The sequence below is a fragment of the Ruegeria sp. CE9 genome, from assembly GCF_056537425.1.
Map to the genome: position 1 here is coordinate 50,962 of NZ_JBQFRO010000009.1, position 18,647 is coordinate 69,608.

An 18,647-nucleotide genomic window follows, 5' to 3' on the forward strand; every position below is an offset into this window, starting at 1 on the left:
TCCTTTACTTGACGGACCCCATCGTCAACCCGCGCACCAGCCACCGCTGGCAGGTCAGGACAAAGACGACACCGGGAATGAGAATGACGAAGGATCCGGCCATAATGCGCCCCCATTGCACCGCATCTGACGACCAGAAGGACATGACGGCCACAGGAGCGGTTTGCGCGTTTGAACCGGTCAGCATCAGCGCGAACAGAAATTCGTTCCATGAAAAGATGAAGCAGAACACTGCCGATACGGCGAGACCGGGTGCCGCCAGCGGCAGCGTAACTTTCCAGAAAATCGCGATCAGACCATGCCCATCCACGGCTGCGGCCTCTTCCAGGGCAGTTGGAACCTCGTCGAAAAACCCCTTCATCAGCCAGACGGTCAGCGGAATATTGGCGGTGGAATAGACGATGATCAGCGCAATCGGGGTATCCAGCAGACCAACTGTCTTGAAGATGATGTAGTACGGCACAACCACCGCGATTGGTGGAAACATCCGCATAGACAGAATCCAGAAGGCGACATCGTTCATGCGTTTGTGCTTGATCCGGCTGATCGCATAGGCCGCGATGCTCCCGAAAAACACGGAAAATGCAGTTGATCCTAACGCCACCATCAGGCTGTTGCCGATGAATTTGCCAAACGGGCGCATCGCAAAAAGATCGCGGTAGTGGTCCAGCGTTGGTTCAAAAACCATGGCGGGTGGCCTCTGGAACATGATCGGACTTGGCTTTATCGACGACGACGCGATTAGATAGATCGGCGTCATGAAGACGATCAGCGCAATTCCCAGCAGGGTATAGACCAATACGGCCTGTTGTGTGCTTGGTTTGTTCATGATGATCGCCTCAGGTCTGCATCGGATCGCGATTGAGTGATTTGAAGAAGAAGGTGATCAGGACAACGATAATAATCAGCGACACGAAGGACGCGGCAGCCCCGACGCCCATCTGCCAGAAGGTGAAGGATTGGCGGTAGATGTAGAGGGAAAGAACCTCGGTCGAGTCGCCCGGTCCGCCTTTGGTCAGAACAAAGATGATGTCGTAGATCTTGAAGGCGTCGATGGCGCGCAGAAACAGCAGGCTTACCAAAACCGGTTTCAATTGCGGCAAGGTCACATAGCGGAAAACCTGCCAGCGGGTGTTACCGTCGATCCGCGCAGCCTCGTACGGCTCAGGCGACAGGCTGGTCAATGCGGCAGCTGTGCCCATCATGATAAAGGGCGTCCATTGCCAGATATCGGCTATGGCAATCGCCCAAAGCGCCCAGTCCGGCGAAGTGATCCACGAAACAGGGCCTACGCCCAGAAAGCTCAGAAAATAGTTCAGATACCCCAGTTCAGGGAAATAGAGGAACAACCAGACAAGACCCACGATCACAGGTGAGATCATCATTGGGATCAACAGCAGCGTTCGTGCGATCCCCATGCCCGGCAAACGCTGTGTGACCAACAACGCAAGGCCCACACCGACGAACAACTGGATGCTGAGTATAATTGCCATCAACTGGAACGTGATTTTCAGGGCGTGCAGAAAATCACCTCCGGTCAGCACCTGATTGTAGTTGCTCCACCCGACGAACACGCGGGGCACAAAGGGCTTGGCCAGATCGTAGGAGCGGAAGCTCAGGTAGCCTGCATAGAGCATCGGATAGATGGTCGTCAGGAACAGGACCAGAATAGCCGGCAGGAGGAAGATCAGAAAGATCTTTCTGTTGCGCTTACGGATATACGCCATGAAGCGGTACTTTCGTCAGAATTTTGGGCTTGGGTGCCGCCCCGGTTGTCACGCCGGAGCGGCTGGGAGGCCGGCCTCAATTGAAGATCTCGGCCGGTGCGTCGTTGATCCACCGCAGGCGCAGCTCTTCCGGGAAGACCTTCAGCCGCGTATTGATCTTGGTGCAGGCATTGGTCAGCGCCTCTTGTGCTGTATCGGTCTCACCTGCCATGTACTTGTTCAGCTCGACGCCGAAAATCTCTTCCACATCGGCATAGAACGGGTGGAAGATACGGCGTTTCGCATTGTCCTGCGTCTCCAGAAGCACTTTATAATAGGGGTATTTCACTTGCAGTTCCGGGTCCGATAGGATTGACTTGTGGAACTGGCTAACCCCTGATCCTTCCTCGGCAAATCGGCGCATCATGCCACGCGATGTGCCCCATTTGATGAATTCCCAGGCGGCCTCTTTTTCCTGATCCGAAGCCTTTGAGTTGATGCCAAAGCTCAACGCCCCAGTCATGGTGGGCTGGGGATTGCCGTCACCAGTCGGGCTGGCCGCATATCCGGCCTCACCAACCGTCGGCAGAACAGCTTCTTCCGGGTTGGTCAGACGCACGGTGCGCACGGACCAATAGCTGGATTGGGCCACCTCGGCACGCTCCATATACCCGGTGCGAATATCCCACATCAGACCCAGATAATCCGGCGGGTTGAAGGCAACCAGACGTTTCATCACGTCGGCGGCGGCCAGGGCGGCTTCGCTATCCATCGCGCACAGCCCGGTTTCAGGGTCCCAGTAGCTGCCGCCGAAACTGCGCATGATCGGAAAGAAGTCATGTGTGATGGCGCCCGCAACGCGACTGTAGGCTTGTGCGTTGCCGTAGAAGTCCTTTTCAAGAGTTTCCCCGGCCAAGGTGTCGCCCGCTTTGCGGGTGAAGAACTCGGCAATGTCGACATACTGATCCCAGGTCTGTGCCGGGGCCAGATCATAGCCGTATTTTTCCTTGAACGCGGCCTGTTCGTCCGGGTGCTCGAACAGGTCTTTACGGTAGTTTTGATGCCAGATCATACCCGATGCCGGGAAGGCCAGAAGCTGCCCCTGCCAGGTGTTTTCCTGCAATTGGATCGGCACGATGTCGTCCAGATGGATTTCTTCGGCGTCCCGCTTGACCCACTCGGTCAGGTCCTGAAGCGCGCCGGATTCACCCAGTACCCCGACCCAGGGACTATCAACCCACATCAGCTGGTAGGATGGGTCATTGGCGCTGGCTTCGATTACGATTTTGTCGATCAGGCCCGGATAGGGAAACATGTCGATCTGAACTTTCGCGCCGGTGAGCTCTTCGAACTCACCAACGATTGGGGCCAACCGTGTGACAGACGTATCGCCAATCGCCAGCATCTTCAGTTCGACGCCGTCGAAGTCTTTCGCATAAGCGGCAGTTCCGGCGGTGATCGCCATAACCGACGCAAGCGCAGCCAGTCTAAGTAATTTCATTTTTCCTCCTCCGGTGTGAGGCGCTTTTCACGCCATTGGTTAAACGTTTAACCTTTGTCAATCATTCACCCTTTGACGGGGTCCACAGAATCTCTGTGGCATCGGCTTCGTATCCCAAGGGACCGTCGGCACTCACGATTTCAAGATACTGGCCCCAGGGCGTGCGCAGGTACATCCAGACGAGTTGATCCATGGGCCCGCCTTCGATCAGCGTGGGGCCTTCCAAAACATCGGCACCCTTGCTTTTCAGTCGCTCAGCGGTCGCAAATGCATCCTCGACTTCAAACGCGATGTGCATCGCGCCGACCTCGCCATTGTGTTTGATCGGTTTTGGTTCGGCGACGCCGGAATATTCAAAAACCTCAAGCGAGCCGCCCCTGCCAACTTGCAAGACTCTCTGATCCGTAATTTTGCACCCCGCAGGGACGCCCAGCCTTGTCAGCATGAATTCGTCATCCACGTCGACCGAGCCGCATTCCATAATTGTAACCGCGCCAAAGACGTCAGCAAAAAAGGCCACCGCCTCTTCCATATCCGGAACGGTGAAGCCGATGTGATGCAATCCGAGTGCTGACAAATTAACCTCCCAGTCTTAATTGCTGAAACGATTAACGCACTATTTAGTTACTTAATCAAGGATATTTTTCACAGGCATCATTCGTCGTTAAATATCAGCGGTTTCAGCGCAGATGGCGGCGATTATCGTTAAGTTCGTCCGCAAAAATCACCGCTGGCAACGGGTCCAGCCCGCGCACCATGTCAGACGCTTTCTCACCGATCATTATGGTCGGAGCGTTGGTGTTGGACGAGTTGATCGCCGGCATGATCGATGCATCGCAAATTCGCAACCCTTCGAGGCCGTGGACTTTCAGCTCTGGATCGACGACCGCCGTCGCGTCATGCCCCATCTTGCAGGTTCCGACGGGGTGGTGATCGGTTTTGGCGATAGCAATCGCATAGTCGATAATCTCGGCATCTGAAGCACCCGCACCTGGCAGAATCTCTTTGCGGACATAGTCCTTTAAAGCGGGCTGTTGCATGATCTCCCGCGCCATTTTCAAGCCGCGCAGGGACATTTCCCGATCATACGGATCGCCCCAGAAATTCGGGTCGATCAGCGGCGCCACACTTGGATCAGCAGACGCAAGTCGAACCGTTCCTCGCGATCGTGGACGGGCAAATGTGCTGTTAAGCGTCACACCGCAGCCGTCGATTTTCACGATCCCCTTTTCAATGCCCGAACCCTGCCCCAGATGAAATTGCATATCCGGCGCCTCGGCGTCCTCATCCGCATACCAAAACCCCCCGGTCTCAAATAGGGATGCGGTCACCGGACCAGTCTTTGTCAACAGATACTGAAGCCCGGCCAAAACGGTACGGTCCAGCCGGTCCGTGCCATCATAAGTGTGGCGACCGGTGCATTCGGATATGGTGCACAGATCCAGGTGGTCCTGAAGGTTCGCGCCCACACCCGGGAGATCATGCACAACGTCAATCCCCACCTCGCGCAAGTGATCTGCTGGTCCGATACCTGACAACATCATCAATCGTGGAGAGCCGATTGCACCTGAAGTCAGCAGTACCTCGCGTTCGGCTCTCAGCACAGTCTTTTCAGAACCGGTCAGCAACTCGACCCCAATCACGCGTTTGGCTTCAGTGACCAGCCTGTGAACCTGCGCCCCGGTCATCACCGTCATATTTTTCCGCTTTTCGGCATCCTTCAAATAGGCCTGCGCCGTGGACGAGCGCCGGGCGTTCTTCTGCGTCAGTTGATAGAACCCGCAGCCTGCCTGTTGCTTGCCGTTAAAATCATGATTGTACGGCAGTCCCCATTGTTGCGCGGCCCGAATGAACGCGCTGCAAATGGGAAGCGCACCGCGCGGCATGGAAACCCCGAGCGGGCCGTCGCCGCCGTGATAGTCATCGTCGAACCGTTCGTTGCCTTCCCCGCGTTTGAAATAGGGCAAGACCTCGCGATAGGTCCACCCGTCGCATCCGTGATGCTCGACCCAGTTGTCATAGTCTTTTTGGTTGCCGCGCGTGTAGATCTGGGCATTGATGGACGACCCTCCACCAATCACGCGCGCCTGAGTGTACCACAAAGACCGACCGTTCAGACCTTTTTGGGGAACGGTAGACCACCCCCAGGATGCAATGCCTTTCGTCATTTTCGCAAAGCCTGCGGGCATGTGGAACAGCGGATTGCGATCCCGCCCCCCGGCTTCAATCAAGAGCACCCGGACGTCCGGGTCTTCGCTCAGCCGTGCGGCTAGAACGCAGCCCGATGACCCGCCACCCACGATCACATAGTCGTAGAGTTCTTTAGACATGCCCTGATCCCGAACTTGAAGTAACCGTATGGTTACTAACGTTCACATGGTCGTTTGCCTATGTCAAGTCAGGCGCGCCACGGACCCGCGAACAACCAACTCAGGCTTCAGTATCACAGGTTCAAATTGCCCATCCGGGGACCGCAACATCTTAACCACCATTTCAGCCGACATTTGGCCGATCTGCTTGGGGTGGATGTCGATACTTGTCAGACCCGGAATCATCGCGTCGTTTTGTTGGATATTGTCAAAGCCAACAACTGAAAGTGACTCACCGATGGTGGCACCCACATGCTTTGCCGCCCGATAGACGCCAGACGCCTGATCATCATTGAAACATAAAACCGCAGTCGGCAGAGTGCCTTTCTGTTTCGCCTCAATCAGTTTCTGAAACGCAAATTCAGGCAGTTGCGATCCAGGAAGCGCTTCAACCGCATCTGCGGACAGACCCGCCTCATCCAATGCTTTCAAAACCCCTGCTTTCCGCCCCTGCCAGGTCGTCGTCTGTTCATACCCACCGATGAACCAAAACGACCGGTGACCACTCTCGACCAAATGCCTACACGCCAAATACCCGGACGCGACCTCGTCGGCCCCGACAAAAGTAGCACCGGAGCCCGGCATGTCACGCACGCAAACAACCGTTGGAATATTGCGACGCACGGTTTCCGCAATGGTTGTCTGGCCCGGCACATGAACCGGGCTTACCACGATCCCAGCAACACCCTGCGCGATCATCGAGGCAATCAGCTTTTGCTGCCTCACTGCGTCATTCTGGGCCGTTGCCAAGAGTGTCAGAAAACCTTCTTCATAGGCCGTAGTTTCCAACGCCGCGACAAGCTCGCTGAAAAAAGGGTTCACGACAGTGTTTAAAACAACACCCAAAAGCGACGATTGACCGGTCCGCAATTGCGCCGCTTTATCATCGCGAATAAAGCCTAACTCCTGCGAAATTTTCAGAATATTGTCTCGCGTTTTCGCGGAAACTCTGCCGCTGTTACTCAGAGCGTAAGATACCGTCGCATTGGAAACTCCGGCCGCCTTCGCAATGTCAGATATTTTTATTCGTTTCAAAACCGCATTCCAAAATGATGTGCCAGCAAAGACAACCAAAGGCGCTAGACGCCGTGCGAGAGAGGATCACAGTTTTGGCATTCATGTCCATACTTTGCGGCTTCACGACAAAGGTCTGAACGCGCCCGATGCTCGGCTTCAAGGCATTCGCTTCAACATCGACGAAGCTTTAATGCTGCGGGGCGCGTGGGCGAAATGTAGGGTTCCATAGCGTGTCGCCTCGCACTGGATGTCATTTGACTCGAACAGCCGAAAAAACCAAATCCGAGGCGCCGGACAGGGCATTGAGCAGTCGCATACCATTCTCTTGACCCAACTCTCGCGTTGTGTCTTCCGGTGGCGACCACAACCCAGCATTGACCAAGCCAACATTTCGCCCAGAATCCGCCATGGGCAATTGAATTTGCTTCCAATACGACCACCCGCGCGCCTAATTGTAACGTTTGAAGCGCTGCGGAACATCCTGTGAAACCGGCGCCCACGACAAGCAGGTCAGCCTTTAATGAGGTCTCCAACTTTGTGGGAGTTTGGATTGACCTGTGGGTTTGCTCCCACAGTGAGCCAGCCCGCTCCTACACCATTACAACACTCTCAAAAGGCGGTTGGCCTCGTATATTGCGGCATGTATATTTCGGGCTTCGACAGCATCACCGATCCGGAACAGTTGAAAGCTGCCGGGGCCGCCAAATATTGTTTGTGGTCGGCCCGCAGTGAAAGCGTCGTAGTCGACTGCGCCCAGATTGGCCGATTGGGGTTTCAGTTCGAAATAGAGCTCGTCAAGCGGGAAGGTGCCGTGATTAACAACCACCTGATCGACGTCCCTGTGTAGCTTTACGTCCTTGTAGTCAGATCCCACAACTGCGCGCAGACCGTTTCCGTTGCGCTCGACTGACGTCAGCCGATAGGTCACGGTAAAGGTCACATTCTGGCCTTGCAGCGCCCGCATATAGGGGGTCAGGTTCATGCCCATGACCTCGGGCGCGAAGCTGCGGTCCGGCGTCATGATTTCGACCCGCGCGCCGCTTTCTGCCAGTTTTTCAGCAGCTTGCATTGCAACGTGATCCCCTGCGTCATCGAAAAGAAGGACATCGGACCCCGGTTTCACATCGCCGGACAGGATGTCCCATGCCGAAACGACGAGATCCTCACCGCTCTCCAGTACATCGGCGCGCGGCAGCCCACCTGTGGCGACGATCACGACATCCGGGTTCAGGGCCAGAACGTCGTCGGCTTCGGCAAGCGTGTTGAAGCGGAAGTCGACGTCACGTGCCGCACATTGTCCCATGCGCCAGTCGATGATGCTGATCATTTCGGCTTTTCGCGGTGTCTGCGCTGTCAGACGGACCTGTCCGCCGGGTTGGTCGGCGGCCTCGAGAACCGTGACCTTGTGGCCGCGTTTTGCCCCAACTTGCGCCGCTTCCAGCCCCGCAGGACCAGCGCCGACAATGACCACATGTCTTGCGGTATCGGCGGGTTCGATTTGATGAGGAAGGTGTTCCTCGCGCCCGGTCGATGGGTTATGAATGCATAAGGCAGGCGTGCCCTGATAAATCCGGTCAAGGCAATAGGTCGCGCCGACGCAGGGTCGAATATCGTCTTCGCGCCCCTCGGTGATTTTCCTGACAATATGAGGGTCGGCCATGTGCGCACGGGTCATGCCCACCATATCCAGCTGCCCGGAGGACACGGCGTAGCGGGCCGTTGCGACGTCGGGGATGCGCGCCGCGTGGAATGTCGGTAGGCCAACCTCCGCACGAATGCGTCCGGCCAGATCCAGATGCGGGGAAGCCTTCATGCCCTGAAGCGGAATGACATTGGTCAGGGCCGCATCGGTGTGGATCTGACCACGGATCACGTTGACAAAGTCAACAAGGCCCGAGTCTCGGAAGCGTCGTGCAATCTCGACCCCTTCATCAACGGTGGTTCCGCCGTTGGCGTCCTCATCTGCGGTGTAGCGCATTCCAAGCAAGAATTGGTCGCCAACGCGCTCACGGCAGGCCGCCAGAACCTCCATCGCAAAGCGCATCCGGTTTTCCAATGACCCACCATAGGGCGTCTCCAAATCATTGGTGAGCGGGCTCAGGAACTGATCGAGAAGATGCCCGTAACATTCAAATTCCACACCATCGAGTCCAGCCTCTTTCATGCGCTCGGCGGCATCGGCGTAATCTTTGATGACGCGGGTGATGTCCCAGTCCTCGATCACCTTGGGAAAGGACCGGTGGGCCGGTTCCCGTGACGGTCCTGCGCCCAGAACGGGCAACCAATCGCCCTTGTCCCAGCGGGTCCGGCGACCAAGATGCGTCAGCTGGATCATTACGGCGGCACCTGCTTCGTGACAGTCATCGGCCAGGCGTTTCATCCAGGGCACGACCTCGTCTTTCCAAGCCAGAATATTGTTGAACACCGGTGGAGAGTCGCGCGACACCGCAGCAGATCCTGCCGTCATCGTAAGGGCAACACCGGCTTTGGCGCGTTCCAGATGATACAAACGGTAGCGATCTTTTGGCATCCCGTCTTCCGGATAGGCCGGCTCATGACTGGTGGTCATAATCCGGTTGCGTAAGGTCAGGTGTTTGAGTTGATAGGGCTGGAGAAGAGGATCGTTGGACATCTGTTAAACTGTGCTCTCGGAGTTTCGATCAGCGGTCACGCGGCTCAGCCAGTTTTCATCGCGTTGTGGCACGGCGCGCAAGAGCTCGGCCACATAAGGGTGCAACGGTGCATTTAAGACCGTTTCCTTTGCACCTTGCGCAACAATCTCCCCGCGCTGCATGACAGCTACGTCTTCGGCGATGGCTTCGACAACTTCGAAGTCATGCGTAATGAAAATATAAGTGACACCCAGTTTCTTCTGAATGTCTTCGAGAAGTTTCAAAACTTCGACGGCCACGATCTGATCCAGCGCGCTCGTGACCTCATCACAGATGATGACGGCGGGATCAGCGGCCAGGGCGCGTGCCAGCCCGACACGTTGCTTTTGACCACCCGAGAGATCGCCCGGGAGCGCTTTCGTCATGGTGTCGGGATCAAGCTGTACCATGTCCATCAGTTCGCGCACGCGGGTTTCAAGTTCAGCGCCTTTCAAACCCAGATACAGTGATGCCGGGCGTCCGATCAGCTCGCCGATGGTTTTGCGGGGGTTCAGTGCTGTGTCGGCCATCTGATAGATCAGCTGAACGCTGCGCAGACCTTCCCGGCTGCGTGAACGGTAGTCCGGCGCAAGGGTTTTGCCGTCAACGCAAACACTTCCTGAGTCCGGGGGAAGCAATCCGCAGATTACGCGAGCCAAAGTTGATTTGCCTGACCCGGATTCCCCGACAATTGCCGTGGTGCGGCCTGCGGCCACGGAAATATTGATGTCTTTCAATACGTTGACGGCACCATATGACGCGGTGACATCGGCAACTTCGACGCGCGGCTGACCTGCCGGCGTGTCGGTTTTGCCCTCTGATTGCATCGCGCGCACGGACCAGAGGCTTTTGGTATACGCTTCCTGCGGCGTGTGCAGCATTTGCTGGACCGGGCCCTCCTCGACAGTTTCACCATAGCGCATGACTTTGATGCTATCAGCCATTTGCGCCACGACGGCCAGGTCGTGCGTGATGTAGATCGCGGACGTTCCGAACTCGCGTACAATTCGCCGGATCGAGCCAAGCACTTCGATCTGTGTTGTGACATCCAGCGCCGTCGTGGGTTCGTCAAAGATGATCAGTTCGGGACGACATGCCATCGCCATTGCCGTCATCATGCGCTGCAACTGCCCACCGGACACCTGATGGGGAAACCGCTCGCCGATATGTTCAGGATCCGGCAAGCCCATGCGCCGATAAAGATCAACCGCGTCCATTTTCGGATCAAGCGTGGCATCGGTCCCGTGGTCCTTGGGCGCTTCGCAATGCTGGCGCAGGATCCGATGGGAGGGGTTGAAGCTCGCAGCAGCCGATTGCGCGACATAGGCGATGCGTTTTCCCCACAATGCGCGCAGAGAGGGTTCATCCGCACGGGTGATGTCCGTGCCGTCGAAAGTTATGGTGCCACCGCTGATGCGACATCCCGGACGCGCATACCCCATGGCCGCGAGGCCCATTGTTGACTTTCCGGCGCCGGACTCACCTACAAGCCCCAGAACCTTGCCCCGTTCGAGTGTCAGGTCCACGCCTTTGAGGATCGGAGACCAGCTGCGTCCGCGCCGACCTTCGATCTGAAGGTTTTCAATTTTGACAAGGGGTTTCTCGGTCATGGCCTAGTCCTTTAGCCCACTGGTCATGTGCAGAAGCCAGTCAACAATGAAGTTCACGCCAATTGTCAGAAGGCCGATGCAAAAGGCGGGGATCAAGGGCGTGACGCTTCCAAAGCTGATCAGGGCCGCGTTCTCTTTCACCATTGAGCCCAGGTCCGCCGCCGGTGGCTGAATGCCAATGCCAAGAAAGGACAGCGATGAGATCACAAGAAAAACGAAACTGAACCGCACGCCAAATTCCGCCGCCAGTGGTGCAATGATGTTGGGGAGCGTTTCGCGCAGCATGAGTGACAACTGTGTTTCGCCCCTGAGCCGCGCGGCTTCGATGAACTCCATGACCGCGACATCGCCCGCGGCCGCCCTGGACAGGCGGAACACCCGCGTTGAGTCGACAAAGGCGACGATGAGAATCAGGTTGATCACCGCCGTTCCAGCAATCGACAGCAAGAGCAGCTTGAATATCAGTGCTGGGATGGACATCAGGATATCCACGATGCGCGACAAAAGCTGATCAACCCAGCCACCGCGCACGGCCGCAAGCAACCCGAAAAAAGACCCGAACAAGAAAGTCACGATGGTCGTAATCAGCGCAATACCAACGGTGTTGCGGATGCCGTAGATCAAACGTGTAAAGAAATCGCGCCCGAGCGCATCCGTGCCCAGCCAATGCGCGGTCGTTGCCGCTTCGTAGGGGCCGCTGACAACCTCGGTTTGGGAGAAAGGTGCAATGAGTGGCGCAAACAAGGCCACGAACACATAGCTCATGACAATGAACATCCCGAACTTGGCCGAGCCCGGCGCATCGGCGATTGTTTGGGTGATTGCCGTGCGATCAACGGCCATGAAGGAGCCTCGGGTTGCTGAGCATCGAAATAACGTCGGCCGCCAAGTTCAGCAGAATGTAGACCGAGGCAAAAAGCAGGCTGACCCCTTGGATGACGGGCAAGTCCCGGCGCACAACTGAGTCCACAAGCAACTGTCCGACACCGGGATACACAAAGACCACCTCAACCATCACGACGCCCGTAATCAGATACGCAAGACTGAGCGAGATTACGTTGACGATGGGCGACGCCGCATTGGGCAACGCGTGGCGGAGCACCACGTTGCGGGGGCGCACCCCTTTGAGACGGGCCATCTCGATATAGGGTGACGACAACACGTTCAGGATGGCCGCGCGGGTCATGCGCATCATGTATCCGGCCACCACAAAGGTCAGCGTGAGCGCAGGTAGGAAGGTGCTATGCAACCTTTGGCCCAAATCCATATCCTCGGTGATGCGAGCCATGGTTGGAAAGAACCCGTTTTGCGCCAACAAGTAGATCAGGAGATAGCCGATGAAAAACTCGGGGAATGATATTGCGAAGAGCGCGCCGGCATTTGTGATCCGATCAAAACGGGTGTTGCGGTACAATGCGGTGGCCATGCCCAGTATCAAGGCGAGTGGAACCGAGATCAGCGCGGCGTAGACAGCCAGGAAAATCGTTGCGCCAAACCGCGAGCCGATCAAATCCACCACGTCGCGCCCGCTTGACAGCGATTGCCCGAGGTCTCCCTGCAAAACTCCGGTAATCCATTCGACATAGCGCGTGACAGCCGGACGATCCAAGCCCAGCTCCCGGCGCATCGCGTCGAGCGTTTCAGGCGTCGCGTTCTGGCCCAGGATGGATTCGGCCATATCCCCGGGCAGCAGCTCAACGGCAAAAAAGATGATCATGGAAACGGCGACCAAGGACAAGATGCCCAATGCCACGCGTTTCAGGATCAAGGGCGTGATAGTCCCCATGTTTTGTGTCTTTCCTCAGCTTCGAACAATCAGCGCGTCAACAGCTACTGCTCCAGCGCCGTTCACGACAACCGGGTTTATGTCGACCTCCGAAACATGAGGCGCGATCGCCTGCGCGATCTGCCCGAACCGATGCAGCGTCCGGGCGAGTTTTTCCGCGTCCGGTTCAAACCCACGCGCGCCATTCAGAAGGCGAGACACCGTTTTGTCCTCAACCGCCGCCCGGGCGTCAGCGAGGCTTAGTCCGGCAGGAAGGATGACCCGCTCCCGGAACAACTCGACGTTGCGTCCGCCGCCACTGATCGTGACGAAAGCGCCGAAATCCGGATCAACCAGCATTCCGATGGAGAACTCCACCCCTTCTGGGATGTAGGTCTGAAGGACACGCGTTTCGCCGAGGCCATTGGCGCGCATTTTCTCGTGCGCGGCGATCAAAGCAGCTTCATCACTCAGTCCCAGCGCGACGCCTTGAACTTCGGTCTTATGGTGCAGACCTTCGACATGGGCTTTCAGAACCAGCGGAAAGCCGATGCGTGTGGCCGCCTCCTTGATGGCGTCCATTCCTGCAACCGTTTCATACCGCACCGTGGGCAATCCCAGATCGGCCAAAAGCGCCAGACTTTCCGCCTCGCTCATTGCGCCCTTGGACTTCAGAGCCGCAATTTGCGTATCCGTCAACGAAAGCGCGGCATCGCTCTGTGCTGCGCGGGCGAGCGCTGCGTCGCGCAGGGACTGGCTTCTGAGAAACCATTTGGCAACACGCAACGCATTGTCCTGCCCGTCGATCGCAGGGATACCCTTGTCCGCCAGGGTCTGTGCCAGACCTTCGTTCGGCAAAGGCGTAATGGACGTGAAATAAAAGAATGGCTTGGTGGAGACCTCCCAGACATTCATCAGCGCCTCGACGGCGCCGACACGCGGGGCGAACCGGTCATTGAAATGGAATTCAATTCCCATCACGCCGACATTCGGGTCTTTTTCGATTTCCTTGTATCCGATCTCATGCACTTTCGAATAGTTTTCATCCACCGGACCTGCTCCGTCAAAAGGATTGACCGGCACCAGCATGGGCGGCACCTGAGCTTTCAGACTCTGCGACGTCTCTTCGGTCAGGGTGGCCAGTTTCACGTCAAGGGCATCGGCACGATCCACCATCAGGCCACGACATCCGCCTGAGTCCATTGCGTATGCTGCCCCATCCGCAGGCGCGCGGCGGCCCTGTTCCAGCAGGAGTGCGGTGTTGTACATGTCATCCAGCGTTTCGACAACCACGGCACCACGGGATTCAAAAAAGGCACGCGCCAGATCTCCATCCGCGACCGTTGCTCCGGTATGCGTGACCGAAAGGGCCGCGCCACGCCGCGTGCGCCCAACCATTGTCACAACGACGGGTTTGCCCGCCGCCAGCGCTTTTTTCAGCGCACGGTCCATGCCTTCCGGGTTGCGGACCCCTTCGACAAACAGCGTGATGACCTTGGTTGTCGGACGGTCGACCATGTAGTCGAGAAACTCGTCCTGAGTGACACCGATTTCCTGTCCGACGTGCAACCCCACGTCGAAGCGATAACGCGGATCGGACCGGGTCCAACACAGCATCATGCCGGAATGCGCAATCAACGAAATACCGCCCGGAGGGGTTGTGGGCGGGACAAAGAAGCTGGAAAAGCTTCCAGTGCTGAAGTCAAAAATACCGGCGCAGTTCCCGCCGCAAACCGGAATACCCGTATCAGCCGCACGTTTTCGCAAACGATCAAGGATAGTGTTGTCGGCGGCGTCGCCCTCGATATGCAGCGGATCAAACAGCAAAACCGACCGAACGCCTGCCGCAATCGCTTGTTCAAATGCATCTTCCACACGGGGCGATGCAAGATTGAGCAACGCCATGTCGACCTTTTCCGGCAGACTTGCCAGGTTCGGATAGCAGGTGAGCCCTTCGATCTCGGTGTATTTCGGATTAACCGGGTAAAGCCGCTCGCGGTATTTGGCCTCCATCATCGACAGCAATGTCAGATGACCAATCGTCTCTTCGCGCGGTGACGCGCCGACGAGCGCAACGCTTTTAGGTTCGATCAGTGGCCTGAGGCGGTGCTCTGTCCCAGTGTTTTCGACATGCGACCGTGATTGGGTATCGGTGAACGACATCCAGTACTCCGAGTATAATATTTTAGATCGTGGCAAAACGCGCGCCGGAACTGGGCCGGCGCGCATCATTCAAGGCAATGGGGTTATGCGAACCACCATCTTTCAGTGCAGCGGCGTGCGTCATTGTCCCACTGACCCGCGATCGTTCCGTGCCCGATCTGGTCGGAAAGGGCCAGATTCCAGTTCGCAAATGCCGGAACGACCGAACCACCGTCATCGTGAATGATAAGCTGCATTTCGGCCATCATTTCGGCGCGCTTCTTGTCATCCGTTTCCGCGCGAGACGCGACCAGCAGCTCGTTGAAGCGGTCGTGCTTCCAGAAGGTTTCGTTCCACTTGGCGTCTGCGGAATAGGTCAATGTCATCATCAGGTTCTCGCTGACACGACCCGCAGCCCAGGACGCAAACCAGCCTTTCTTCATCCAGACATTGGACCAGTAACCGTCGTTGGGTTCGCGCACGACCTTGATGTTGATGCCGGCGGGCTTGGCATGTTCGGAATAGAGCGTTGCGGCGTCGACGGCACCTGCCCACGCACCTTCTGACGCCGAAAGCTCGACGTCGAGCGATGACAATCCTGCTTTGTCCAGATGGAATTTGGCCTTGTCGGGATCGTAGCTGCGTTGCGGAATGGCGGCGTTGAAGAATTGGTTTGCCGGGCCGATTGGCTGATCATTCCCCAAGGAGCCATTGCCGCGCAACACGGTGTTAAGGATCGCTTCGCGGTCGATCGCATGTTTCAGAGCCAAGCGCACATCAGGGTTGTCAAACGGAGGCGTGTCCGTCCGCATGGCAAAGATCAGGTGCTTCATGCTTGGAACCGACTGGACATTGACACCGGGCGCGCCCGCAAGCAGTGTCAGGGTTTTGTCCTCGGGTTTGTTCATGGCATGGATCTGACCGCTCATCAGAGCATTCATCCGCGCGTTCGGATCCGGAATGCCGATCAGTTCGATCTCATCAAAATGAGCGCGGCCTTCTTTCCAGTAGTTCGGGTGGCGAACGCCGACAAAATCAACGCCTGGGTTGAACCTGCCCACGCTGTAGCCGCCCGTTCCCGGCCCTCCGTTCGCCAGTTCTTCTGCGGTCGAGTCTTCGGATACAATGACAAAGTTGTCGTCGGTCAGGAAGGATGGGAAATCCACATTAGCCTGGCTCAGAACAATCGTTACCCGATCGCCGTCAACTTTTACGTCAGAAGCCGCAGACATGACCGATTTGCCCGCAGAGGAAGAATCCTCACCCCGATGAAGGTTCAGAGAGAAGACGACGTCTGCTGGCGTCAGCGTTTTGCCATTGTGGAATTCAACACCCGAACGGATTTTGAAAGACCATGTCTTGGCATCGGTCGTTTCCCAGCTTTCAGCCAGTTCCGGAACAAGTTCGCCAGAGGGAGACAATTCGATCAAGCAGTTGCGAATTGACCCGTTAATCAGGTGGGTCATCGACCCGACGACGCTGCCAGGGGTTAGAATATCGGTGGAGTTTGCCTCCGACATCCCCATGCGGAAACGTCCGCCCGACTTCGGCGTCTGGGCGCGCAACCCATGAGGCAAGATCAACGAAGCACCAAGGGCCGCACCACCATACAAAACCTGTCTGCGGTCCAATGAGTTGAATGAAGTTGGTTTTCCGGCCATAGTGCCCCTCCTCCTGAATGGTTAGACTGCATCACCATTCGGAGCATCTGGCCTATTGTCAATTGATCGATTTGCACCAAAGATGAGGAAAATTGAACAGGAGAAATCGTCTCGCGCCTTCCTTCGACCCGTAGCCTAAGAATTCTGGAGACCATCAGCCGCAAAGGAACTTTTCGCGCGGCCGCTGAAGAAATTAATACGACACCTTCTGCCATAAGTCACAGAATCGCGGATCTTGAGGCAGAGTTGGGCGCTCCGTTATTCAATCGTTCGGGGCGCACCGTGGAACTTACTCCCGCAGGTCGCGAATATGTTCGAGAGATAAAAATTGCCCTCAACATGATCTCGACCTCGGGGGCAAGATTTGCAAAAGGCGCCAAATCGCTCCCGGTCAGGATCGCACTTCACCCGCCGTTCGCGCACAACTGGCTCGGCCCGCGTTTGCCAAGCCTCGCAGACGCCTTTCCGGAAACCAGGTTCGAGTTCCTTTATGCCGAACGGCCTAGCGAAGCCTTTGCGGATGAGGTTGATATTGCAATTGATTGGGGGACTGAAAGACATTGCCAGCAAAAAAACGGCAACATCCTTCTTCCGCGCAAAGTGACGTTGATCTCGTCACCTGAGTACCTTGAAACGCACCAAGGGCCCTGGACCGTGGAATCTCTGAAGGGTCGGCGGATCCTTCAAGGTACCTTCATTTCACACGAGTTTTCGGAATGGCTTACACAACAGGGCGCTGACCCAAGTGATTATACATCGCATTTCGAGTTTTCCAGCACTGCGCTGCTATTGGCTGCCATCAGAAATGGTCTTGGCGTTGGAATGTCGTGCCGAAATCTAATCGCAAACGACCTCAGATCGGGTAAGCTAATGATGCCCATCGCGCATGATTTTGAGACGGGTGAATGCTATTACATCGTCAAGATGCCACGTATGCGTGACAAAGTGCTGGCAGAAGCCATTGTGGCTTGGTTTACCGGAGAGGCTAAAGAAGGATCGGGCTGAGACCCGAGCTACTTGATGCTTAGTGAGCTTCGCGTGCTGTGTTGTTTGAATTCTCGGATTAATTTCGGTGCGCCTGATTGCAGCTGCGGCTAGGTTCTGTCGCAAACTTTTTGGATGGCAGAGCATCAGTGGAATTAGAGAGCGGTTTACCCTGCCAGTTGGGCGAACTGCCGAAACGGACGGAGTCCGGGCGTGAATTGACCTTTGCGGATCATGTTGACCAGTTCCATGCCTGCCAGGATAGATGCGGCTGAAGCGAAAGATTTGAATCCCAGCATGGGCTTGATCCGTCGTTTGATGCAACGGTGATCCTGTTCAATTATGTTATTGAGGTAATTTCGCCTGACCATTTCGATCGGGATCGGGCAGCCAAAGCTCTTGAGCATCTTGTTGATTGCCATGATGCCAGCAGTGTTGGCACCACTTTTGTCGATGACGATCTTTCGTGGAAGCCCGTTGACTTCCAGCGGTCGGGCAAAAAACCGCATTTCTGCGGCTTTGTTTCGGCGCTTGGATAGCATGAAGTCCAGGGTCTTGCCGTGTTTGTCGATAGCGCGATAGAGATAAACCCACTCACCCTTCACTTTGACATAGCTCTCATCCATGCGCCACGAACGGTCGGCGGGACGCTTTCTATAGCGCGCCGCTTCCGCAACGAGACCAGCATATCGACTGGCCCAGCGGTTCGCGAAGGCCACTGAGGTTTTGGATCAAGCCGCACATAACAAGACTGTCGGCCAGTAGGGCGATGCGCTCTTCAGCAACGTCCTGTCGTGGGTTCAGATCAGACAGGTAGAGATCGGATATAGCGATGGTTTCGATGGTTTCCGGTGCGGTGAATGTTTCGACTTTGCTCATGGGGCAAATCCTTGTTTGAGTGTTTCGCTTCGTGTTAAGGGTGCCCTACCCCTTCCGGGGTTGCCCGGCTCGCAAGAGACGGGTCATGGGCCTTTGCGTCAGGGAGATCATGCTGGGGTGTTCTGGGTGGAAGCCGGCCTGCCGGCTGGAACCTAGAGCACGGTCACGAGACGACAGGCTCGGGATTTGCCAATGAGGCAGAACGTCAGATGACTAGGGCCTTCACGTTATAAACGAGCCCAGAACCGGTAGTTGAAGTTTCAGGGTTGGGGTCAGCGCACTCGGGTCTCAACTCACTGTTTTCGCGGTCTTGTCAAATTACAAAAGCACGCGTGTTACTATCCATCGGCACGAACACCATA

Annotated in this window: 15 protein-coding genes and 1 pseudogene; 1 reads left to right on the forward strand and 15 read right to left on the reverse strand. The window is 56.4% G+C overall.

The window, feature by feature from the left end; all coding sequences use genetic code 11:
• Positions 1-4 precede the first annotated feature (4 nt).
• The 13 genes from ACR0B3_RS16445 to ACR0B3_RS16505 form a co-directional block, all read right to left on the reverse strand.
• On the reverse strand, positions 5-829 hold the full coding sequence (locus ACR0B3_RS16445; RefSeq protein ID WP_480810023.1) for a carbohydrate ABC transporter permease: 825 nt from the start codon (positions 827-829) through the stop codon (positions 5-7).
• A gap of 10 nt (positions 830-839) precedes the next feature.
• Positions 840-1,727, reverse strand: a complete 888-nt coding sequence (locus ACR0B3_RS16450) for a carbohydrate ABC transporter permease (protein WP_480810024.1) — start codon at positions 1,725-1,727, stop codon at positions 840-842.
• Positions 1,728-1,803: 76 nt separating this feature from the next.
• Positions 1,804-3,207, reverse strand: coding sequence for an extracellular solute-binding protein (locus tag ACR0B3_RS16455; protein WP_480810025.1), 1,404 nt, complete (start codon positions 3,205-3,207; stop codon positions 1,804-1,806).
• Between the two features lie 61 nt (positions 3,208-3,268).
• Complete coding sequence (locus ACR0B3_RS16460) at positions 3,269-3,784, reverse strand: VOC family protein (protein ID WP_480810026.1); 516 nt, start codon at positions 3,782-3,784, stop codon at positions 3,269-3,271.
• 103 nt (positions 3,785-3,887) lie between these two features.
• Positions 3,888-5,537 carry a GMC family oxidoreductase gene (locus ACR0B3_RS16465; protein ID WP_480810027.1) on the reverse strand — a complete coding sequence of 550 codons (1,650 nt, stop codon included), beginning with the start codon at positions 5,535-5,537 and terminating at the stop codon, positions 3,888-3,890.
• Between the two features lie 63 nt (positions 5,538-5,600).
• The gene (locus ACR0B3_RS16470; RefSeq protein ID WP_480810028.1) at positions 5,601-6,650 is read right to left on the reverse strand and encodes a LacI family DNA-binding transcriptional regulator; all 1,050 of its coding nucleotides are present in this window, start codon (positions 6,648-6,650) and stop codon (positions 5,601-5,603) included.
• Positions 6,651-6,763: 113 nt separating this feature from the next.
• Positions 6,764-7,093 carry a hypothetical protein gene (locus ACR0B3_RS16475; protein ID WP_480810029.1) on the reverse strand — a complete coding sequence of 110 codons (330 nt, stop codon included), beginning with the start codon at positions 7,091-7,093 and terminating at the stop codon, positions 6,764-6,766.
• 98 nt (positions 7,094-7,191) lie between these two features.
• Positions 7,192-9,225, reverse strand: coding sequence for an oxidoreductase (locus ACR0B3_RS16480; RefSeq protein WP_480810030.1), 2,034 nt, complete (start codon positions 9,223-9,225; stop codon positions 7,192-7,194).
• A gap of 3 nt (positions 9,226-9,228) precedes the next feature.
• Entirely contained in the window at positions 9,229-10,854 is a 1,626-nt protein-coding gene (locus ACR0B3_RS16485; protein ID WP_480810031.1) for an ABC transporter ATP-binding protein, read from the reverse strand.
• A 3-nt stretch (positions 10,855-10,857) separates the two neighbouring features.
• Entirely contained in the window at positions 10,858-11,697 is an 840-nt protein-coding gene (locus tag ACR0B3_RS16490) for an ABC transporter permease (RefSeq protein ID WP_480810032.1), read from the reverse strand.
• On the reverse strand, positions 11,687-12,640 hold the full coding sequence (locus ACR0B3_RS16495; RefSeq protein WP_480810033.1) for an ABC transporter permease: 954 nt from the start codon (positions 12,638-12,640) through the stop codon (positions 11,687-11,689). The genes ACR0B3_RS16490 and ACR0B3_RS16495 overlap by 11 nt, the downstream gene beginning before the upstream one ends.
• 15 nt (positions 12,641-12,655) lie before the next feature.
• Positions 12,656-14,782 (reverse strand): acetate--CoA ligase family protein, encoded by a 2,127-nt coding sequence (locus ACR0B3_RS16500; protein WP_480810034.1) that lies wholly within the window; start codon positions 14,780-14,782, stop codon positions 12,656-12,658.
• Positions 14,783-14,865: 83 nt separating this feature from the next.
• Complete coding sequence (locus ACR0B3_RS16505) at positions 14,866-16,422, reverse strand: ABC transporter substrate-binding protein (protein ID WP_480810035.1); 1,557 nt, start codon at positions 16,420-16,422, stop codon at positions 14,866-14,868.
• Between the two features lie 141 nt (positions 16,423-16,563).
• Here ACR0B3_RS16505 and ACR0B3_RS16510 point away from each other — a divergent pair, with 141 nt between their 5' ends.
• A complete protein-coding gene (locus ACR0B3_RS16510; RefSeq protein ID WP_480810141.1) occupies positions 16,564-17,427 on the forward strand; it encodes a LysR substrate-binding domain-containing protein in 864 nt (287 codons plus the stop codon).
• A gap of 146 nt (positions 17,428-17,573) precedes the next feature.
• Here the strand turns inward: ACR0B3_RS16510 and ACR0B3_RS16515 are convergent.
• Positions 17,574-18,122: pseudogene (locus tag ACR0B3_RS16515) on the reverse strand (IS6 family transposase); the annotation flags it as partial.
• Positions 18,061-18,285: a hypothetical protein gene (locus tag ACR0B3_RS16520; RefSeq protein ID WP_480810036.1), complete on the reverse strand. Its 225-nt coding sequence runs from the start codon at positions 18,283-18,285 to the stop codon at positions 18,061-18,063. The gene ACR0B3_RS16520 and the pseudogene ACR0B3_RS16515, both read right to left, overlap by 62 nt.
• Between the last annotated feature and the right edge of the window lie 362 nt (positions 18,286-18,647).